14 protein-coding genes are annotated in these 19,385 nt (G+C 75.3%); 8 read left to right on the top strand and 6 right to left on the bottom strand.

Going from position 1 to position 19,385, the window contains the following annotated elements; translation table 11 throughout:
* Positions 1-368: 368 nt before the first annotated feature.
* Positions 369-1,877 (bottom strand): Hsp70 family protein, encoded by a 1,509-nt coding sequence (locus tag BJP25_RS22460; RefSeq protein ID WP_075976986.1) that lies wholly within the window; start codon positions 1,875-1,877, stop codon positions 369-371.
* Positions 1,878-2,173: 296 nt separating this feature from the next.
* On the opposite strand from BJP25_RS22460, the gene BJP25_RS34305 reads away from it, so the two are divergent.
* The 3 genes from BJP25_RS34305 to BJP25_RS22445 all read left to right on the top strand — a co-directional run bounded on the left by BJP25_RS34305 (position 2,174) and on the right by BJP25_RS22445 (position 7,106).
* A complete protein-coding gene (locus BJP25_RS34305) occupies positions 2,174-3,976 on the top strand; it encodes an IniB N-terminal domain-containing protein (protein ID WP_075976985.1) in 1,803 nt (600 codons plus the stop codon).
* Between the two features lie 158 nt (positions 3,977-4,134).
* The gene (locus BJP25_RS22450) at positions 4,135-5,940 is read left to right on the top strand and encodes a dynamin family protein (protein ID WP_143219257.1); all 1,806 of its coding nucleotides are present in this window, start codon (positions 4,135-4,137) and stop codon (positions 5,938-5,940) included.
* Positions 5,937-7,106 carry a hypothetical protein gene (locus tag BJP25_RS22445; protein WP_075976983.1) on the top strand — a complete coding sequence of 390 codons (1,170 nt, stop codon included), beginning with the start codon at positions 5,937-5,939 and terminating at the stop codon, positions 7,104-7,106. Before BJP25_RS22450 ends, BJP25_RS22445 begins: the two co-directional genes overlap by 4 nt.
* Positions 7,107-7,124: 18 nt before the next feature.
* Here the strand turns inward: BJP25_RS22445 and BJP25_RS22440 are convergent, their stop codons facing one another.
* Both BJP25_RS22440 and BJP25_RS22435 read right to left on the bottom strand, forming a co-directional pair.
* On the bottom strand, positions 7,125-8,528 hold the full coding sequence (locus BJP25_RS22440) for a DUF2867 domain-containing protein (RefSeq protein WP_075976982.1): 1,404 nt from the start codon (positions 8,526-8,528) through the stop codon (positions 7,125-7,127).
* Positions 8,525-8,911 (bottom strand): hypothetical protein, encoded by a 387-nt coding sequence (locus tag BJP25_RS22435; RefSeq protein ID WP_143219256.1) that lies wholly within the window; start codon positions 8,909-8,911, stop codon positions 8,525-8,527. Before BJP25_RS22435 ends, BJP25_RS22440 begins: the two co-directional genes overlap by 4 nt.
* Before the next feature lie 134 nt (positions 8,912-9,045).
* On the opposite strand from BJP25_RS22435, the gene cutA reads away from it, so the two are divergent.
* The gene (cutA, locus tag BJP25_RS22430) at positions 9,046-9,357 is read left to right on the top strand and encodes a divalent-cation tolerance protein CutA (RefSeq protein WP_075976980.1); all 312 of its coding nucleotides are present in this window, start codon (positions 9,046-9,048) and stop codon (positions 9,355-9,357) included.
* A 4-nt stretch (positions 9,358-9,361) separates the two neighbouring features.
* On the opposite strand, the gene BJP25_RS22425 is transcribed toward cutA, so the two are convergent.
* From BJP25_RS22425 to BJP25_RS22415, 3 genes are read right to left on the bottom strand one after another with little or no spacing between them, the layout of a single operon-like run.
* The gene (locus BJP25_RS22425; protein WP_075976979.1) at positions 9,362-10,219 is read right to left on the bottom strand and encodes a sucrase ferredoxin; all 858 of its coding nucleotides are present in this window, start codon (positions 10,217-10,219) and stop codon (positions 9,362-9,364) included.
* On the bottom strand, positions 10,216-11,445 hold the full coding sequence (locus BJP25_RS22420; protein ID WP_075976978.1) for a cupin domain-containing protein: 1,230 nt from the start codon (positions 11,443-11,445) through the stop codon (positions 10,216-10,218). Before BJP25_RS22420 ends, BJP25_RS22425 begins: the two co-directional genes overlap by 4 nt.
* On the bottom strand, positions 11,442-11,987 hold the full coding sequence (locus tag BJP25_RS22415) for a hypothetical protein (protein WP_075976977.1): 546 nt from the start codon (positions 11,985-11,987) through the stop codon (positions 11,442-11,444). The genes BJP25_RS22420 and BJP25_RS22415 overlap by 4 nt, the downstream gene beginning before the upstream one ends.
* A 175-nt stretch (positions 11,988-12,162) precedes the next feature.
* Between BJP25_RS22415 and BJP25_RS22410 the strand changes: the two genes are divergently transcribed.
* The 4 genes from BJP25_RS22410 (at position 12,163) to treZ (ending at position 19,376) form a co-directional block, all read left to right on the top strand.
* Positions 12,163-13,101 (top strand): serine/threonine-protein kinase, encoded by a 939-nt coding sequence (locus BJP25_RS22410; RefSeq protein ID WP_075976976.1) that lies wholly within the window; start codon positions 12,163-12,165, stop codon positions 13,099-13,101.
* 175 nt (positions 13,102-13,276) lie between these two features.
* A complete protein-coding gene (gene glgX / locus BJP25_RS22405; protein ID WP_075976975.1) occupies positions 13,277-15,397 on the top strand; it encodes a glycogen debranching protein GlgX in 2,121 nt (706 codons plus the stop codon).
* A complete protein-coding gene (gene treY / locus BJP25_RS22400) occupies positions 15,397-17,652 on the top strand; it encodes a malto-oligosyltrehalose synthase (protein ID WP_075976974.1) in 2,256 nt (751 codons plus the stop codon). Before glgX ends, treY begins: the two co-directional genes overlap by 1 nt.
* Complete coding sequence (gene treZ / locus BJP25_RS22395) at positions 17,649-19,376, top strand: malto-oligosyltrehalose trehalohydrolase (protein ID WP_075976973.1); 1,728 nt, start codon at positions 17,649-17,651, stop codon at positions 19,374-19,376. The genes treY and treZ overlap by 4 nt, the downstream gene beginning before the upstream one ends.
* Positions 19,377-19,385: the final 9 nt, after the last annotated feature.

Genomic DNA, 19,385 nt, shown 5'->3' with positions numbered 1-19,385 from the left:
GATCATCCCGGGTCCCGGTCCGCGGCCTGCCACCGGTCGCCGTCCTCGGCCAGCGAGCGCGGCGGCGTGGACCGGGCGGGCGGGGCCGGTCCCCTCGGCGGCCGCGGTGGTGGCGGGTGCGCGGTGGGTGGCCGGGCGTCGTCCAGGGGCTCGGCGCGCGGGTGTCGCAGGGCGGATCGGCGGGTGGGCACGATCGGTCCCGCTGGTGAGTCCGGTGTGGACGATGTGGCGGTTCGCCGGTCGTCCTGGGTCCCGGCCCGCGTGTGCGGCGGGGTGGTCCTGCGGACTCGTGAGGGTGGTTCCGCCCGTTGTCGCGGTGTCGGGTCCGGTGTGGACGGTGCGGCGGGCTGGGGCGGGGGCGCCGCGGGTCATCGGTCGTCGTCCTCGGCCTTGGACCGCGAGCGCGGCAGGGCGAACCGGCGGGCGGGTGGGACGAGCGGGGTCAGCTCGACCGGCGGCCGTGGTGGCGGCGGGTCGGAGTCGAGCGTGCTGTCGATCACCGGGTCCGGTGTGGACGGTGGCGGCGGGGGCAGCGGGGGGCGTGCGGCGGCCCGGGGCACCGACACCGGGCGCGGGGCCAGCAGGGGGTCGGCGGCCAGGTGCGCGGCGACGCTGCGGGCGGGCAGCACGAGGCCGTCGGTGCGCGGGGGTGGTGCGACGGGGGACATCCTGGGCTGGCTGAGCGGGTCGACCGGGGCGAAGCCCGGGTTGCTGGGGGTGGCCGGGCGGGTGGGGGCGAAGCCGGGGCTGCTGGCCGCCGGGTGCAGCCGCGGGTGGCTGGCCGCGGGGTTGAGCCGCGGGTGGCTGTCGGCGCGGGCGTGGCGGGGGCGCACGGCGAGCGCGGCGCCGCGGGCGGGGCTGGTGGCCGGGTCGTCCTCGGCCGGGCAGCCCGCGAGGTCGGCCAGCAGCGGGACGGCGGCGGTGCCGCCCGCCAGCACCGCCCCGGCCAGCTGCTCCGGCGGGACGGTGGCCAGCAGTGCCTTGACCTGGTCGGCCACAGCCGCCAGCACCGGGTGGGCCAGGGTGTGGAACTGCGCCCTGGTGACCACCACCTGCCCGCCGCCGGGCAGCGGGACGCGCACCTGCGCGGCGCTCGACAGCCGTTCCTTGGCGGCCGTGCAGGCGTCGCGGAAGGCGGCCACCGCCGCCAGGGGCAGCGTGGCCGGGTCGACCGGGGTGGCGCGCAGGTCCGGGATGGTTTCGTCCGGGGACGGGGTCGCGGTCATGGCGTGCTCGGCGAGCAGGTCGTCCAGGTCGTCGCCCGCGGGGGAGCCGGGGTGCGGGGTGTGCGCGGTCAGCTCGAACGCCGTGCCGGTGCGGGTGAGCACGGCCTGCTCGCTGGTGGTGGCCCCGACCAGGGCGACCAGCAGGGCCGAGCCGGGCGGCACCGGGTCGCGGTCGTGCCGGGTCTCGGCGGCGGCCACCAGGTCGGGCAGCAGCACCACCCCGGGCAGCCCGGACTGGTGCAGTGCCTCGTGCAGCAAGCGCTTGCGGTGCGGGCCCCAGCCCGCGGGGTGGGTGACCGCGATCCGCTCGGCCTCGGCGCCCTCGGCGGCGGCGACCTCGTCGGCCACCCACGCCACCAGCGCGGCGACCAGCGTCTCCGCCGGGTACAGCTCGCCGCCGAGCACCACGGCGGTGTCGTCGCCGACCCGGTCGAGGGCGTGCCGGGCGAGCCGGTCGGGCTCGGCGGCGCCCAGGCGCAGGGCCGCGCGGCCGAGCACCACCCCGCCGTCGGCGCCGACGTAGAGCGCCGGGGGGAACCACCGCGCGCCGTCGACCGCCACCACCTCGGCGGGCCCACCGCGCCTGCAGACCGCCGCCGCGCCGCGCGAGCGGCCCAGGTCGATCCCGAGCACGTACGACCTGCCGGACATGCGCCTCCTCCTGCCGGGTTCCGCCGGGGTCCCCGTTCGTACCAGGGCCCGGTCCCCGGGGGTGAACCCCGAGTGCGGTCTCTCCCACCCCCTAATCCCCTAATAGGTGAACGGTTATCACCTGATTTAGGTACGGGGGTGGACGGGGTGTGTTCCCCGATGGCTGGGGATCCCCCGGTCAATACCGTTCTCCTGGCCAGCCCGGGGTCGATGCCCCCGGCCTCGGGCCCACCAAGCACCACGCACCACGGGGGACCGCCCAGCGCGGTGCCCCGCCGAACGAGGAGACCTATCCCTTGTCTGCCCAGCCCGCCCAGGACCAGACCCTGCACGACTTCGTGCTGAACCTGCTGACCGACGACGCCGCGCGCACGGTCTTCGCCGCCGACCCGGCCGCCGCCCTGGGTGCCGCGGGCCTGGGCGACATCACCCCCGCCGACGTCCAGGACGTCGTGCCGCTGGTCGTCGACTACGCCCCCGCGGGCGTGGACCTGGCCGTCCCGGCCTCCGGTGGCGACGCCGTGGCGCAGCTCAAGGCCGTGTTCGACGCCGCCGAGGGCTTCGCGGGCGGGGCCGCCGTCGACACCGACCAGGTCTCCGCGTCGGCCACCGCCGCCGCCTCCACCGAGGGCGTCTCCGGCCGGGTGGACGTCGACTCCGAGCACGGCGGCGCCACCGCCTGGGTCGACGCCTCCAAGGAGGGCGTGGCCGTGGACTCCGTCTTCGAGACCGAGTACGCCGCCGGTGAGGCGGGCCTCGCCGCGGGCACCGACGGCTCGGCCGCGGGCTACGCCCGCGTCGCCACCGACGCCGCCACCGTGGACACCGGCTTCGCCGCCGCGACCGACGGCGGCCGCGGCCACCTGGCGCTCGACACCGAGCACCTCACCACCGGCACCGCCGTGGCGGCCTCCGCCGACGGCGCGCAGCTGGGCACCCACGGCGAGACCGACCTGGCCGCCTACGAGGTCAAGGCGAGCGCGACCGAGGACGGCCTGGCCTCCTCCGCCAAGCTCGACACCGACTACGGCCGCGCGGGCTACGCCGCCGTCATCGACGAGGACGGCGTCACCGCCGCCGGTGGCGTGCAGACCGACGACCTCTACGCCGGTGTGGCCACCGAGGGCGGCGACACCAATGTGGGCCTGGAGACCGAGGCCGCCGCCGCCACCGCGCGCCTGGTCGCCGACGAGAACGGCGCGGGCGCCGACGCCCGCCTGGACACCGAGCTGGCCTCCGCCGGTGCCGCGGTGCACGGCGGCCACGAGGGCCTGGCCGCCGAGGCGGGCCTGGACACCGAGCTGGCGTGGGCGGGCGCCCAGGTCTCCGACGGCACCGTCGCCGCGGGCCTGGACCTCGACGCCGACGTCGTCGCCGTGGACGGCGACCTCGCGCTGGGCGTCGACGGCCTGGCCGCCGACCTGGCCGTGGACAGCCCGCTGGGCACCCTGGCCCTGTCCGGCCTGGCCGTGCCCGCGCTCGACGGCGGCGACCTGTCGCTGCCCGAGCTGCAGGCCCCCTCGCTGGGCGACCCGGCGACCCTGCTCGACGGCGAGCTGCTGCGCGGCGGCGACCTGACCGCGGGCACCGTGGCCGACTTCGTCTCCTCCGGCGGGCACCTGCTGGGCGACACCCTCGACACCGCGGTCGGCGCGGTGGCCGACAAGGTCCCCGGCGACTTCGGCGGCTACCTGACCGGTGCCGCGGCCCCGGTCACCGACGCCGTGCACACCGGCACCGACGCCCTGGTCGACGGCCTGGACGCGGTCGACGTCCCGGCGCTGCCCGAGCTGCCTGCCCTGCCGGAGCTGCCCGCGCTGCCCGAGGTGCCCGGCGACCTGCCGGTGGACCTGCCCACCCCGGACCTGGGCCACCTGCCGGTGGACCTGCCGCACCTGCCGGTCGACGTCCCCGGCGGCCTGCCGATCGACGTGCCGGAGCTGCCGGTGGCCAACCCGCTGCCGGACCTGGCGCAGCTGCCCTCGGCCCTGGGCGACGCCGTGCACAGCAGCCCGGTCGGCGGCCTGACCGACGGCCTCACCGACGGCCTGCAGGACCTGGGCCACGGCCTGACCGACGGTCTGCACCTGGGCCACTGAGCCCGGTGGTCGCGCGGGGTGAGGAGCACCCCGCGCGACCCGCGCACCCGCGCGACCGTGCGAACCGGACACCCGGTCACCTGCTCCCGGTGGGGCCTGTCGAACTCGACAGGCCCCACTGCTTTATGTCACGGATGGGTTACGGCACACTCTTCCGTGTGACCGTCCCGCCGTGGCTCGACCTCTTCGACGACACTGTCCGCGCCTGCGCCGCGGGGAAGCGCCCGGACCTGGTGAACCGCCTGCTGGACCGCCGCGCGCACCTGGTGGACCCGGGGCGCCGCGTGGCGGTCGTCGGGTGCGCGGGCAAGGGCAAGAGCCAACTGGTGAACGCGCTGCTGGGCACGGCGGTGTGCGCGGTGGGCGACGACCGCACGACCGCGGTGCCCGCCGTGGTCCGCCACGCCGCCACCCCGTTCGCCACCGTCGTCACCGACGAGCGGCCCGCCCTCGGCGCCGCCGAGGAGCCGCTGACCCCGGAGGCGGCCACGGCCAGGGCCAACCACCTCGCCGTCGTGGGCGCGGACGTGCGCCGCGCCGAGGTGGGCCTGCCCCGGGCGCTGCTGGAGTCCGGGCTGGTGCTGGTGGACTCGCCCGCCCTCGGCGCCCCCGGCTGCCCCGGCACCGCCCGCGCGGTGGCGGTGCTGGCCGAGGCCGACGCGGTGCTGCTGGTGACCGACGCGACCGCCGAGCTGTCCGCGCCGGAGGTGGAGCTGCTGGTGCAGGTCAGCAAGCTGTGCCCGGTGGTGCTGGTGGCCCTGACGAAGATCGACATCGTGCCGGGGTGGCGCCGGGTGGCCGAGGCCGACCGCAGGCTGCTGGCCGAGGCCGGGGTGCGCGCCCCGCTGCTGCCGGTGTCCTCGCTGCTGCGGCTGGCCGCGGCCGAGACCGGGGACAAGCGGCTCAACGCCGAGTCCGGGTTCGCCGAGCTGGTCGACGCGCTGCGCCGGGAGGTGCTGGCCGACCCCACCCGGGCCGCCGCGCTGTCCGCCGCGGCCACCGCCGGCCTGGCCCTGGACCAGCTGATCGCCCCGCTGCGAGCGGAGTTCGACGCGGGCCAGCCCGCCGCCGACCCGGCCGCCCTGGCCGCCTGGCACGCCGCGGGCAGGCGGGTGGAGGAGTTGGCCCGCGACGCCCAGCGCTGGCAGACCCTGCTCGCCGACGACGTGGCCGACCTGCTCGCCGACGTCGACTTCGACCTGCGCGACCGCACCCGGCGGATCCTGCGCGAGGTGGACGACTACTTCGAGGTGGCGGACCCGGTGAAGGTGTGGCCGGAGTTCGAGGGGTGGATGACCGAGAACCTCACCGCGACCGCCGAGGTGCACTCCGGGTGGCTGCTGGAGCGGTTCGAGTGGACCGCCGCCCGCATCGCCAAGCAGGCGGTGCCCGAGGGCGTGGCGATCCCCTCGGACCTGCTGCGCGAGGTCTCCGCCGAGCACGTCGACGGCCTGCGCAGCCCGCACATCGAGAAGTTCTCCACCCCGCAGAAGCTGTTCGTGGGCCTGCGCGGGTCCTACAGCGGCCTGCTCATGTCCGGCCTGGCGACCTCGCTGGCCGGGCTGCCGCTGATCAACCCGTTCTCCGTGGGCGCCGGTGTCGCCTTCGGCGCGCGCAGCGTGTTCGAGGAGCGCGGCGCCCGGCTCAAGCGCCGCCAGGCCATCGCCAAGACCACCGCGCAGCGGCACGTGGACGACTTCTTCCTCTCCTACGGCAAGGAGACCAAGGACGCCGCCCGGGTGATCCACCGCGCCCTGCGCGACCGCTTCGCCGCCGTGGCCCAGCAGCGCCGCGCGGAGGCCACCGAGTCGGCCAGGGCCATCAAGCGCGACCTCGACGCCGCCGCCGCCCGCACCGGTGCCCGGGCCGCCGAGGTGCGCCGGGGCCTGGAGCAGCTGATGGCGCTGCGCAGGCGGGCCGAGGTGATCCGCGCCGGGAACCCCGCCCGCGCGCTGTCCGCGTGAGCCCGGTCGAAGCGGCCCGGTCGCTGCTGGACCGCGCCCTGCCCCTCTACCGCGACAGCCCCGCCGTCGACCGCCTGCGCGCGCTGCGCTCCCGGGTGGACGGGCCGCTGCGGGTGGCCGTCACCGGCGCCCCGGGGTCCGGCCGCACCACCCTGCTCAACGCCGTCGTCGGGGAGCCGGTGGCCGCGGGCAGCGCCCGGCTCACCGTGGACTGGCCGGGCGATGTGGAGCTGGTGGACGCCGGTGCCGACGGCGGGCCCGCCGACGCGGGCGACGTGCGGCTGCACCTGCTGCCGCACCCGGGTGCCGACGCCAGGGTGCTGCGCGCCCACGACCCGGTGACGACCCTGGTGGTGCTCTCCCGCGCCGACGAGCTGGCGGGCGGCCGGGTCGACGCCCTGCTCTCGGCGCGCCGCGTCGCCAAGCGGCAGGCGCAGGGGGAGCTGGGCCTGCTCTGCCAGGACGTCCTGGCCGTCTCCGGCCTGCTGGCCCTGGGCGCGGCCACCCTCACCGCCCCGGAGGTGCAGGCGCTGGAGGCCTTCGCCAGGGTGGCGAAGGCGGAGCTGGACGCGGCCCTGCTCTCCGCCGACCGCTTCACCACCGCCTCCCCGCGCCAGGCCCCGGCCCTGCTGGCCCGCCTGGGCCTGTTCGGCGTCCGCTGGAGCACCGCCGAGGCCCGCCGCGGGTCCACCGGCGCGGCCCTGGTGGCCGAGGTGGCCAGGGCGAGCGGCATCGTGGAGCTGCGCGAGGCCATCGGCACCCGCTTCGCCCACCGGGCCGCGGCCTTCCGCGCCCGCTCGGCCCTCACCGCCCTCGACGCCGTCCTGCGCCGCGATCCCCGCCCCGCGACCCTGCCGCTCGTCGAGGACCTCGAACGGGCGCTGACCAACCTGCACGACCTGTCCGAGCTGCGGGCCCTGGCCGACCTCGACACCGGTCGCTGCGCCCTGGGGGAGGCCGAGCCGGAGGCCCGCTACCTGCTCGGCGCCCACGGCACCACCCCCGCCGCGCGCCTGTCCGCCTCGGACGACGCCCACGGGGCCCTGCTGCGCTGGCGCTCCCACGCCGAGGACCCGCGCCTCACCACCCGCGACCGCCGCACGGCCGCCGTGGTCGCCCGGACCTGCGAACGCCTGCTGACCCAGAGCCCCCTGACCGCGCGCTGAGGGCGCGGCCGGGCCGGGTCAGGCGGCTTCGGCGGAGCGGGCGGCCTTGCGGGCGAGGGCGTGGGCCCGGCGCGTCTGCTTGCGGGCCATCACCCGGAACACGACCAGGTGCACCGGGTACACCGCGCGCCAGTAGGCCCAGCCCAGCAACCCCTTCGCCCGCAGGGCGCCGACCTGCCGCAGCCGGGGTTGACCACCCACGTCGATGCGGTAGCCCAGCCACGCCTCGCCGCAGAACCACTTGTTGGTGTAGAGCACGATGTGGTGGTCGCTCATGTCCGCCACGGTCCACCAGTCGACCACGGCGCCCTTCTCCACCTTCGGCGGGCGGTGCAGCTCCAGCTTCTCCCCGAACAGCTTGCCCAGCCAGATGCGCAGCACCCAGGCCCACGCCCACCCGTACCAGTGCAGGTCGTTGCCGCACTGCGACAGGTCCAGCCGCGCGCCCTTGGCCTCGTGCGGCTGCATGGGCACCGAGGTGCTGAGGGTGAAGATGCCGTCCACCACCCCGTTGTCGGCCTCGAAGACGGCGGTGGCGGTGCGGTCGCGCTGGTCGTCCAGCGTGCGGGCGATGGCCTCGGCCATCGGCACGCACTCGAGGTCGAACGGGTTGTCCTCCTGCGTCACCACGACGTCGTTGCGCAGGCTGTCGACCAGCGAGCTGCTGACCGCCCGGTCGACCGGGGTCACCACGTGCACCCAGTACGACGAGAGCTGGGGCGTCAGCAGCGGCACGCGCACGATGCGGCGGCGCGGCAGGTCGCGGACGCGGGCGTAGAGGTGCATCAGGTCCTCGTAGGTGAGGACGTCCGGGCCGCCGATCTCGTACACGCCCGCGGGCACCCGGTCCGGGTCGGCGGACTGGCGCAGGCAGGCGATGAGGTCGGACTCCGCGATGGGCTGCACCTTCGTCTGCACCCAGCGCGGGCAGACCATGAACGGCAGGCGCTCGGTCAGGTACCGCATCATCTCGAAGGAGATGCTGCCCGAGCCGATGATGACGGCCGCGCGCAGCTCCACCACCGGGACGCCGGTCTCGGCGAGCAGGCGGCCGACCTCCTGGCGCGACTCCAGGTGCTCGGACAGCCCCTCAGCGCCGAGCCCGCCCAGGTAGACGATCCGCTGCACGCCCGCGGCGACGGCCGCGTCGGCGAACGAGCGGGCCAGCTGCCGGTCCTTCTCCGCGAACCCCTCGCCGCCCGCCATGGCGTGCACGAGGTAGTAGGCGGTGGTGACGCCGTCGAGCACCTCGGTGAGGGCCTGGGTGTCGCCCACGTCGACCGCGCAGTGGCGGACGTGGTCGCCGTCGGGCAGGGAGTCGGGGTGGCGGCCGAGGGCGATCACTTCCTCGCCGTCGGCGTCGAGGGACGCCACGAGCCGGTGGCCGACGTACCCGCTCGCGCCCGCGACCGCGGTGCTCATGAGACCTGCAGGTGGCGGGTGAAGGCGGTGACCGCGCCGAGGGCGGTGTGCCAGCCCGCGGCGCCCGCGCGGCGGGGGGCGCTGAGGCGGTCTTGCCAGGCGGCGTGGCCGATGGCGCGCTGGATGGCCTCGCGGCTGGTGCGCTCGCGCAGGGCGGCGGCGATGCTGACGACGACCTCGGCGCGGGTGGTCTCGTCGTCGAGGTCGGGCCGGTCGACGAGGTGGTGCAGCCTGCCGAACAGGTCGACCGTGAGCGCGCTGGCCTGCGCGGCGTCGCGGACGCAGGTGTCGAACACCCGGTAGACGAAGGTCAGCAGCCGGTCGTGCTGATCACCCCAGGCCACCCCCGAGACGGGTGGGACACCCGAGGCGGTCGCTGTCATGCACGTTCCCCCATCCGGTCGGAGCGCTTGCTCCGACCCTATGCCGCGCCCCGGGCTCCCACCACTCGACGAGGATCACCCACGTCACGTTTCACCCCGCTGCGACCTGGGGATCGGGGGCTAGGGTCGGCGCCATGGCGCACGCACTGGTGATCACCACGACCGACTCGGCGGACGTCGCGGGACAGCTGGCCGAGGCCGCGGTGCGCGAGCGCCTGGCCGCCTGCGCGCAGGTGCTCGGGCCCGTGACCAGCACCTACCGCTGGCAGGGCCGGGTGGAGACGGCCCAGGAGTTCCAGGTGCACTTCAAGACCGCCCGCCCGGACGAGCTGATCGCCCACCTCGGCGCGGCGCACCCCTACGACGAGCCGGAGCTGATCAGCGTGCCGATCACCGGCGGCAGCCCCGGCTACCTGGCCTGGCTCACCGCCGAGAGCGGCGCCTGAGCGCTCACTCCGCCACGAACACCCTGAACCGCCCGGGGGCCGTGGCGCTGCACGTCAGCGGCGAGTCCGAGGTGACGAACTCCGCGCGCAGCCGCACCGGTTCGGCCAGCCCGTCGAGGTGGACCACCCACCGCCCCTGCTCCACCTGCTCGACCCGGGTCGGCGCGAACGCCTCCACCCCCGCCTCGCCGGTGCGCTCCCTGGCGACCTGCTGGGCGGCCTGCACCGGGCCGGTGAGGGTGGTGCGCCCGCGCACCAGCGGGATCGTCAACCGGCCCGCCTCGAAGTCCTCGGCCAGCCGCTCGACCCCCTCGGGGGTGACCTGGCCGAAGTAGAAGCCGTGCGGCAGCGCCACCAGGTTCGCCGCGAACCGGTCGCCGCCGACGTGCGAGCACTCCCACGTGCGCTCCGGCCGCGACCGGGCCAGCGCGGCGGCGACCGGGCGCCCGCGCAGCGCGCAGCAGGTGTCGTGGCGGCCGTGCGCGCACACCAGGTACACCGGGTCGACCGAGCGGGTGCCGCTGGGCCACGGGGAGGTGACCAGCTCGTGCGGGTCGTCGAAGGTCGACCACCACGACTCCCCGCGCAGCGAGTCCACGTAGGCCCACCGCAGCGGGCCCTCCTCGCGCCTGCCGGGCCGTCGGATGAGCATGACCCGGGCACCCACCTGAGCTGCCCGCCGGGCCAGGCCCGCGATGACGTCCGCGGGCAGGGCGCAGTCGCGCCACGGGTCCGGCCCCCAGGCCTTGGGCTGCTCGACGAGCAGCCAGCGGGGCACCGGGGGCGCGGTCCCGGTCAGCGGGTCGCCGCGGCGGCCGCAGGCGTCGGCGCACCGCTCGGGGGAGGGGAGGCGTGCTGTCACTCCGGGACCAGTACCCCCTCGCGCAGGAGCCTGCGCACCAGGGTCACCTGGTCGGCCGCGTCCAGGCCGGGCAGCTCGCCCACCGCGGCGGGGGCGCCGGTCAGCAGGGCGGCGAGCGCCGGCGCGGTGTAGGCGGGCAGGTCGAGCCGGTCGCCGGGCAGGTCGAGCAGGGCGCGGTCGCCGCGGGTGGTGAGCCGGTGGCGCAGGCCCCGGCGCAGCACCACGCGGGTGCCCTCGGCCACCGACTGCGCGGCCGCGGCCTGGGCGAGCGGGGCCAGGGGGGCGGGCTTGGTGCCCGACCAGACGCGGTTGCGCACCAACCGCGAGACCTCCGCCGGGTCGGCGGCCTTGAGCGTGCGCACCAGGGCGTCGAGGGTGGCGTCGAGGTGCTGGGTGAGCTCGTCGGGGGAGGCGGCGTCGATGCCCAGCGGCAGCGTCGTGCGCAGCTCCTCCTCCGCGCCCGCGAGCTTGAGCAGGGCCTCCACCAGCGCGTACCGGGTGAGCACGTGGATGCCGACGGTGATGTGCGCCGACACCCCGCCCAGGGCGCGCGCCGAATGCAGGTAGCCGCGCGGCAGGTAGAGGGCGTCGCCGGGGCGCAGCACGGTGTCGATCAGCGGCTCGCCCTGCGCGCGCTCGCGCACGGCGGCGGCGTGCTGGTCCCAGGGCTGGTCGCGCAGCGGGTCGCGGTGCACCGGCTCGTGGATGAGCCAGCGCTTCTCCCCGGCGACCTGGAGCACGAACACGTCGTGCACGTCGTAGTGGGCGGAGAAGCCCTGCGACGACGGCGGGGTGATGTAGGCGTTGACCTGGACCGGGTGCCCGAGGTCGACGCCGAGCTGGGAGGCGAACTCGACCAGCGGCGGCCACAGCCGGTGCAGCCCCTGGAGCACCAGGGTGGAGCCCTGGTCGAACAGCCGGGCCACCTTGCCGTCGTTGACCTGGTCGGCGACCTCGGCGCCGACCCCGCCGCCGCTGGTGAACTGGGCCGAGGACAGCACGGCGCCGTCCTTGGCCACCCGCAGGAACGGCGTGCGCAGCCCGCGCCGCGACAGCAGCTCGTCGACGTCGTCGAGGGTGAGCAGGTCGGCGAAGGACCCGGGGTGCCCGAGCACCGGGGTGCGGCCCCAGTGCTCGGCGGCGAAGGTGTCCGGGTCGAGCTCCAGGCACCGGCGCAGGGCCGGGCGGTCCCCCTGGGAGGACCGCCCGGTGGGAGACGTGCTCACAGGCCCGCGCTGCCGTCGGCACCGCCGTCCGCGCCACCGTCGGCACCGCCGTCAGCACCGCCGTCAGCACCGCCATCGGCGCCACCGTCCGCACCGCCATCGGCACCGCCGTCAGCGCCACCGTCGTGGCCGCCCGGCACGCCGGACGCGCCGTGGTCGGCCGTGCCCGCCGCGCTGTCGGCCGCACCGTGGTCGGCGCCCGCGCCGCCGTCGGCACCGCCGTCAGCGCCGCCGTCGTGGCCGCCGGGCACGCCGGACGCGCCGTGGTCGGCCGTGCCGGACGCACCGCCGTCAGCACCGCCGTCAGCGCCGCCGTCCGCACCGCCGTCGTGGCCGCCGGGCACGCCCGCGGCCCCGTGGTCCGCGGTGCCCGCGCCGCCGTCCGCTCCGCCGTCGGCACCCGCGTCCGCGCCGCCGTCCGCGCCGCCGTCGTGACCGCCGGGCTGGCCCGCGGCACCGTGGTCCGCGGTGCCCGCGCTCGAGTCGGCCGGGCCGTGCTCGCCGATGTGGCCACTGCGGATGTCGTCGTCTTCGAGCGACATTGCGCCTCCAGGTGTGTGGTGGGGGAACTGCGTCCCCGGCGTTGGTACCCCCGAACGGTCGCACCAACACCTGCCCCGCGCTCGGTGAGCCCGGGTGGCGCCACGCCCGGCCGGGCTTGCGTTTCCGCGCCGGTGGGCACGGGTATGTTCGGCACTGGGCGCGAGGGGAGGGGCGATGGGCACCACGGCTGCCACCGGCACGCTGCTCGACGGCCGCTACCGCCTCGGTGAGCTGCTGGGGTCGGGCGGGATGGCCGACGTGCACCGGGCCGTCGACGTGCGCCTGGGCCGCGCGGTCGCGGTGAAGCTGTTCCACCCCAAGGCCGACGGCGCCACCATCGCCCGCCTCGACACCGAGGCCAGGCTGCTCGCGGGCCTGTCGCACCCCGGCCTGGTCCGCCTCTACGACATCGGCGCCGACGACTCCCGCCCCTACCTGGTGATGCAGCTGGTGTCCGGGCTCACCCTGCGCGCCCACCTCGACCGGGGCGTGCTGCCCGCCGACACCGTGGCCCGGGTCGGGATGCGGCTGGCCGACGCGCTGGCCTACGTGCACTCGCGCGGCATCGTGCACCGCGACCTCAAGCCGTCGAACATCCTGCTCGACGACGACGGCACCTGCTTCCTGGCCGACTTCGGCATCGCCCGCGCGATCGGCACCGAGCGGCTGACCTCGGTGGGCCACTGCGTCGGCACCGCGGCCTACCTCGCCCCCGAGCAGGTGCGCGGCGCCGAGACCGGCCCCGGCGGCGACGTGTACTCCCTGGGCCTGGTGCTGCTGGAGTGCCTGACCGGGGAGCCGGAGTTCACCGGCACCGACATCGAGGCCGCGGTGGCCCGCCTCACCCGCGACCCGCGCATCCCCCGCTGGCTGCCGAAGGTGTGGTCGGACACGCTGGCGAAGATGACCGCCCGCGACCCCGCCGACCGCCCGGACATGGCCGAGGTGGCCCGCAGGCTCGCCCACTGCGCCCTGCGCGGCCCGCTCACCCGCAGGCCCGCGGTGGTGCCCACGAACGAGCTGCCCACCCCGCGCGCCACCACCGTCCGCATCCCCCTGCCGGTGGCCGACCGGCACCGCACCGCCGTGCTGGACCTGGGCCCGCTGCCCTGACCTGCGGTGCCCCCCCGGGGCCGCCGAACCGGCCGCCCGGGTTGGCGCTTCGCCGGATCGGGGGACGGTTTGAAACCACCCGGGGCACGGGAACACCGTGATCGGCGCGGAGGCGGTCCGAGCCCATAAGGTTGTGCCCGAGTGCCCGTGACGGGCGAGTGACCGAGGAGACTGCGTGCGGCCCTGGCCTGGAACCCCCTACCCGCTCGGTGCCACCTACGACGGCGCCGGGACCAACTTCGCCCTCTTCTCCGAGGTGGCCACCAGGGTCGACCTCTGCCTGTTCGACCCCGACGGCACCGAGCACCGGGTGCGCCTGCCCGAGGTGGATGGCTTCGTCTGGCACGCCTACCTGCCCGGGGTGCTGCCGGGCCAGCTCTACGGCTACCGGGTGACCGGCCCGCACGAGCCGGAGCACGGGCTGCGCTGCAACCCGAACAAGCTGCTGCTCGACCCGTACGCCAAGGCCGTGCACGGGGAGGTGGACTGGGACCAGGCGGTGTTCGGCTACCAGTTCGGCAACCCCGAGCAGCGCAACGACGAGGACTCGGCCGCGCACACCGCCAAGGGCGTGGTGGTCAACCCGTACTTCGACTGGGCCAACGACCGGCCGCCGAAGACGCCGTACAACGAGACGGTCATCTACGAGGCGCACGTGCGCGGGCTCACCATGCGCCACCCCGAGGTGCCCGAGGAGATGCGCGGCACCTACGCGGGCTTGGCCCACCCGGCGGTGATCGACCACCTCAAGAAGCTGGGCGTCACGGCCATCGAGCTGATGCCGGTGCACCAGTTCCTGCACGACCACGGCCTGCAGGAGCGGGGGCTGCGCAACTACTGGGGCTACAACACGATCGCGTTCTTCGCCCCGCACGCCGACTACGCGATGACCACCGCCCAGGGCGCGCACGTCGCGGAGTTCAAGTCGATGGTGCGCACCATGCACGAGGCGGGCATCGAGGTCATCCTCGACGTGGTCTACAACCACACCGCCGAGGGCAACCACCTGGGCCCGACGCTGTCCATGCGCGGGATCGACAACACCGCCTACTACCGCCTGGTCGACGACGACCAGCGCTACTACATGGACTACACCGGCACCGGCAACTCGCTCAACGTGCGCAACCCGCACACCCTGCAGCTGATCATGGACTCGCTGCGCTACTGGGTGACCGAGATGCGCGTGGACGGGTTCCGCTTCGACCTCGCCGCCACCCTGGCCCGGGAGTTCTACGACGTCGACCGGCTCTCGGCGTTCTTCGACATCGTCCAGCAGGACCCGGTGATCTCCCAGGTGAAGCTGATCGCCGAGCCGTGGGACGTCGGCCCCGGCGGCTACCAGGTCGGCAACTTCCCGCCGCTGTGGACCGAGTGGAACGGCAAGTACCGCGACAACGCCCGCGACTTCTGGCGCGGCGAGCACGCGACCCTGGGCGAGTTCGCGTCCCGGTTGACCGGGTCGTCCGACCTCTACCAGGACGACGGCCGCAAGCCGTTCGCCTCGATCAACTTCATCACCGCGCACGACGGGTTCACCCTCAACGACCTGGTCTCCTACAACGACAAGCACAACGAGGCCAACGGCGAGGACGGCCGCGACGGCGCCGACGACAACCGGTCGTGGAACTGCGGGGTGGAGGGCCCCACCGACGACCCGGAGGTCAACGCGCTGCGCGCCCGCCAGCGGCGCAACATGCTGGCCACGCTGTTCCTGTCCCAGGGCGTGCCGATGCTGCTGCACGGCGACGAGATGGCGCGCACGCAGCAGGGCAACAACAACGGCTACTGCCAGGACTCCGAGCTGTCCTGGGTGGACTGGTCGCTGGCCGAGCAGAACGCCGACCTGGTGGAGTTCACCGCCGGGGTGGCGCGGCTGCGCGCCGAGCACCCGGTGTTCCGCCGCCGCCGGTTCTTCGCCGGGCGCCCGATCCGCCGGGGCAGCGAGCTGCGCGACATTGCTTGGTTCACCCCGTCCGGGCAGGAGATGTCGGACGAGGACTGGGAGGCCGGGTTCGGCCGCTGCATCGTGATCTTCCTCAACGGCGACGGCATCCCCGACCTCGACCAGCGCGGTGAGCGGGTCACCGACGACTCGTTCCTGCTGTGCTTCAACGCCCACCACGAGGACATCGAGGTCAGCGTGCCCGCCGAGGGCTACGGTGCGGAGTGGGAGGTCGTGCTGGACACCGAGACCGGTGAGGCGCTGCCCGCCGAGCCGCGCACGGTGCACCGCGACGCCTCGTTCAAGCTGGCTTCGCGGTCGCTGGTCGTGCTGCGCCGCACCGGGATGGAGTGATGGTGGCCCCGAGCTCGACCTACCGGTTGCAGCTGCGGCCGGGCTTCGGCTTCCCCGAGGCCGCCGCGATCGCGGACTACCTCGACGCGCTGGGGGTGGGGGCGGCCTACTCGTCGCCGATCCTGACCCCGGTCGAGGGGTCCACGCACGGCTACGACGTGGCCGACACGTCCCAGGCGAACCCGGAGCTGGGCGGTGAGCAGGGCCGCAAGGCGCTCGTGGCCACGCTGCGCGAGCACGGCCTGGACTTCGTCGTCGACATCGTGCCGAACCACATGTCCGTCGAGGTGCCCGCGCAGAACCGCTGGTGGTGGGACGTCCTGGAGAAGGGGCCCGCCTCGGAGTTCGCCGGCTACTTCGACATCGAGGCGTTCCCGGTGCTCATCCCCGTGCTGGGCTCCGACGACGACATCGACGAGCTGGCCGTCAAGGACGACCGGCTCACCTACTACGAGCACGAGTTCCCCATCGCCGAGGGCACCGGCGAGGGCAGTGCCCGCGAGGTGCACGAGCGCCAGCACTACCGCCTGGTCAACTGGCGGCGGGCGGGCGCGGAGCTGAACTACCGCCGGTTCTTCGACGTGACGACCCTGGCGGGCGTGCGGGTGGAGAAGCCCGAGGTGTTCGAGGCCACCCACCGCGAGGTGCTGCGCTGGGTGGCCGAGGGCGACGTGCAGGGCCTGCGCGTGGACCACCCGGACGGCCTGGCCGACCCCGGCGGCTACGCCCGGCGGCTGGTGGAGCGCTCGGGCACCTGGGTCGTGGTGGAGAAGATCCTGGAGCCGGGCGAGCAGCTGCCCGAGTCCTGGGGCGTGGCGGGCACGACCGGCTACGACGCCCTGCGCGAGGTGTGCGGGGTGTTCGTCGACCAGCGCGCCGAGGCCGCCTACAGCGAGCTGGCCCGCTCCCTGGACGTGCCGGTGGACTACCCGGCGCTGGTCGAGGAGTGCCGCCAGCTGATCACCACCACGTCGCTGGCCAGCGAGGTGCGCCGGATCGCGAACCTGGTGGTCGGGGTCGACCCGATGGACGCCCGGCGCGCGGTGGCCGAGCTGATGGTGGCCTTCGAGGTCTACCGCTCCTACCTGCCCGAGCACGAGCAGTACTGGGCCGCGGCGGTCGACCGGGTGCGCACCGCGTGGCCGGAGCTGACCGAGGCCGTCACCGCCCTCGACACCCAGGTGCGCGCCGACCCGACCGGTGAGCTGGCCACCCGGGTGCAGCAGACCTCGGGCATGGTCGTGGCCAAGGGCACCGAGGACACCGCCTTCTACCGCTACTCCCGGTTCATCGCCCTCAACGAGGTGGGCGGCTCGCCGGACCACTTCGGCGTGCCGGTGGCGGAGTTCCACGCCGCGCAGGCGGTGCGGGAGGCGCGCTGGCCGGAGGCCATGACGACGCTGTCGACGCACGACACCAAGCGCTCGGAGGACGTGCGGGCGCGGTTGGCGGTGCTCTCGGAGCTGCCCGGCGAGTTCGCCGACGCGGTGCGCCGGTGGAGCGCGCGGGTGGGCATCGACGAGCCGACGCTGAACCTGCTGGCCTGGCAGACCCTGCTGGGCGCCCACCCGATCAGCACCGAGCGGATGACCGCCTACCTGGACAAGGCCGCCAAGGAGGCCAAGGTCCGCACCACCTGGGTCGACCACGACGAGGAGTTCGAGCGGGCCGTCGCGGACTGGCACGCCGCGGTGGTGGCCGACGAGCAGGTGCGCGACGAGGTGGCGGGGTTCGCCGAGCGGATCACCGCCCCGGGCTGGTCGAACGCCCTGGGCCAGAAGCTGCTCCAGCTGGCCGGTCCGGGTGTGCCGGACGTCTACCAGGGCACCGAGCTGTGGGACTTCTCCCTGGTCGACCCGGACAACCGCCGCCCGGTGGACTTCGAGGAGCGCCGCGGCATCCTCGCCCGGCTCGACGAGGGCTGGGTGCCCCCGGTCGACGCCACCGGCGCGGCCAAGCTCCACCTGGTGCGCACGGTGCTGCGGCTGCGCCGCGACCGCCCGGAGCTGTTCACCGGCTACACCCCGGTGCACGCGCAGGGCCCGGCCGCCGACCACGTGGTCGCCTTCGAGCGCAACGGGCTCGTCGCGGTGGCCACCCGGCTGCCCGTGTCGCTGCCCGGGTGGGAGGGGACCACGCTGGAGGTGCCGGAGGGCACCTGGACCGACGCGCTGACCGGCCGCCCGTTCAGCGGGCAGGTGGGCGCGCTGCTGGCCGACTACCCGGTCGCGGTGCTGGTGAGGGGAGAGGTGTGACCGCCGAGCAGTTCTCCGTCTGGGCCCCCGGGCGCGACCGGGTCCGGCTGGTGACCGGTGACCAGCGGCACGAGATGACCCGGGACGAGCGCGGCTGGTGGCACGTGGAGGTGCCCGGGGTCAGCCCGGCCGTCGACTACGCCTTCCTGCTCGACGACGACGGGACCGAGTACCCCGACCCGCGCTCGCGCTGGCAGCCCGCCGGGGTGCACGGCCCGTCCCGCCGCTACGACCACGCGGGGTTCGAGTGGACCGACCAGGCGTGGACCGGCCGCGCCCTGGCCGGGTCGGTGCTCTACGAGCTGCACATCGGCACCTACACCGAGCAGGGCACCTTCGACGCCGCCGTCGAGCGCCTGGACCACCTCGTCGAGCTGGGCGTCGACCTGGTGGAGGTGCTGCCGGTCAACGCCTTCGACGGTGTCGAGGGCTGGGGCTACGACGGCGTGCTGTGGGGCGCGGTGCACGACCCCTACGGCGGCCCGGACGGGTTCAAGCGCTTCGTCGACGCCTGTCACGCCCGCGGGCTGGGCGTGGTGCTCGACGTCGTCTACAACCACCTGGGCCCCTCGGGGGCGTACCTGGACAAGTTCGGCCCGTACTTCGCGGGCGAGACGATCTGGGGCCCCACGCTCAACCTCGACGGCCCGGACTCCGACGAGGTGCGCCGCTACGTCGTGGACAACGCGCTGTCGTGGTTCCGCGACTTCCACGTCGACGGCCTGCGCCTCGACGCCGTGCACGCCCTGCGCGACACCCGGGCCACGCACCTGCTGGAGCAGCTGTCCGCGGAGGTCGACGCGCTGTCGGCCGCCCTGGGCAGGCCGCTGTCGCTGGTGGCCGAGTCCGACCTCAACGACCCCAAGCACACCACCCCGCGCGAGTCCGGCGGCTACGGCCTGACCGCGCAGTGGACCGACGACCTGCACCACGCGCTGCACGTGGCCGTCACCGGCGAGGTCACCGGGTACTACACCGACTTCGGGCAGCCGGGGGCGCTGGAGAAGGTGCTGCGCAACGCCTTCTTCCACACCGGCACCTGGTCGTCGTTCCGCAAGCGCACCCACGGCAGGCCGCTGGACACGCGCACGGCCTCGGGCCACCGGTACCTCATCTACTTGCAGAACCACGACCAGATCGGCAATCGCGCCACCGGCGACCGGCTCACCGCCACGGTGTCGCCGGACCGGGTGCTGGCGGCGGCGGCGCTGGTGTTCACCTCCCCCTACACGCCGATGGTGTTCATGGGGGAGGAGTGGGCGGCGAGCACGCCGTGGCAGTTCTTCGCCTCCTTCCCGGACGAGCAGCTGGCCGAGGCGGTGCGCACCGGGCGCCGCAAGGAGTTCGCCGAGCACGGCTGGGGCGAGTCCGAGGTGCCCGACCCGATGTCGCCGGACACCGTCGCGGCCTCCCGGCTGCGGTGGAGCGAGCTGGCGGAACCGGTGCACCGCAAGGTGTTCGAGACGTACAAGGCGCTCATCGCGCTGCGCAGGGCCGAGCCGCAGCTGTCCGACCCGAGGCTGTCGGAGCTGGTGGTCGAGTCCGGCGAGGGCTGGGTGGTGCTGCACCGCGGCACCCTGCGCGTGGCGGTGAACCTGTCGGCGTCGGAGATCGCGCTGCCGATCGCGGCCACGCGCACGCTCCTGGCGGCCGAGGGCGCCCAGGTGGGCACGGACACGGTCGTCCTGCCCGCGGACACCTTCGCCGTCGTCGCCGTCGCGTAGGGGCCGCGC

The organism is Actinokineospora bangkokensis (assembly GCF_001940455.1).
GTDB lineage: Bacteria > Actinomycetota > Actinomycetes > Mycobacteriales > Pseudonocardiaceae > Actinokineospora > Actinokineospora bangkokensis.
Note: the sequence above shows the minus strand (reverse complement) of the source record. Positions and strands in the feature narration are given on the sequence as shown.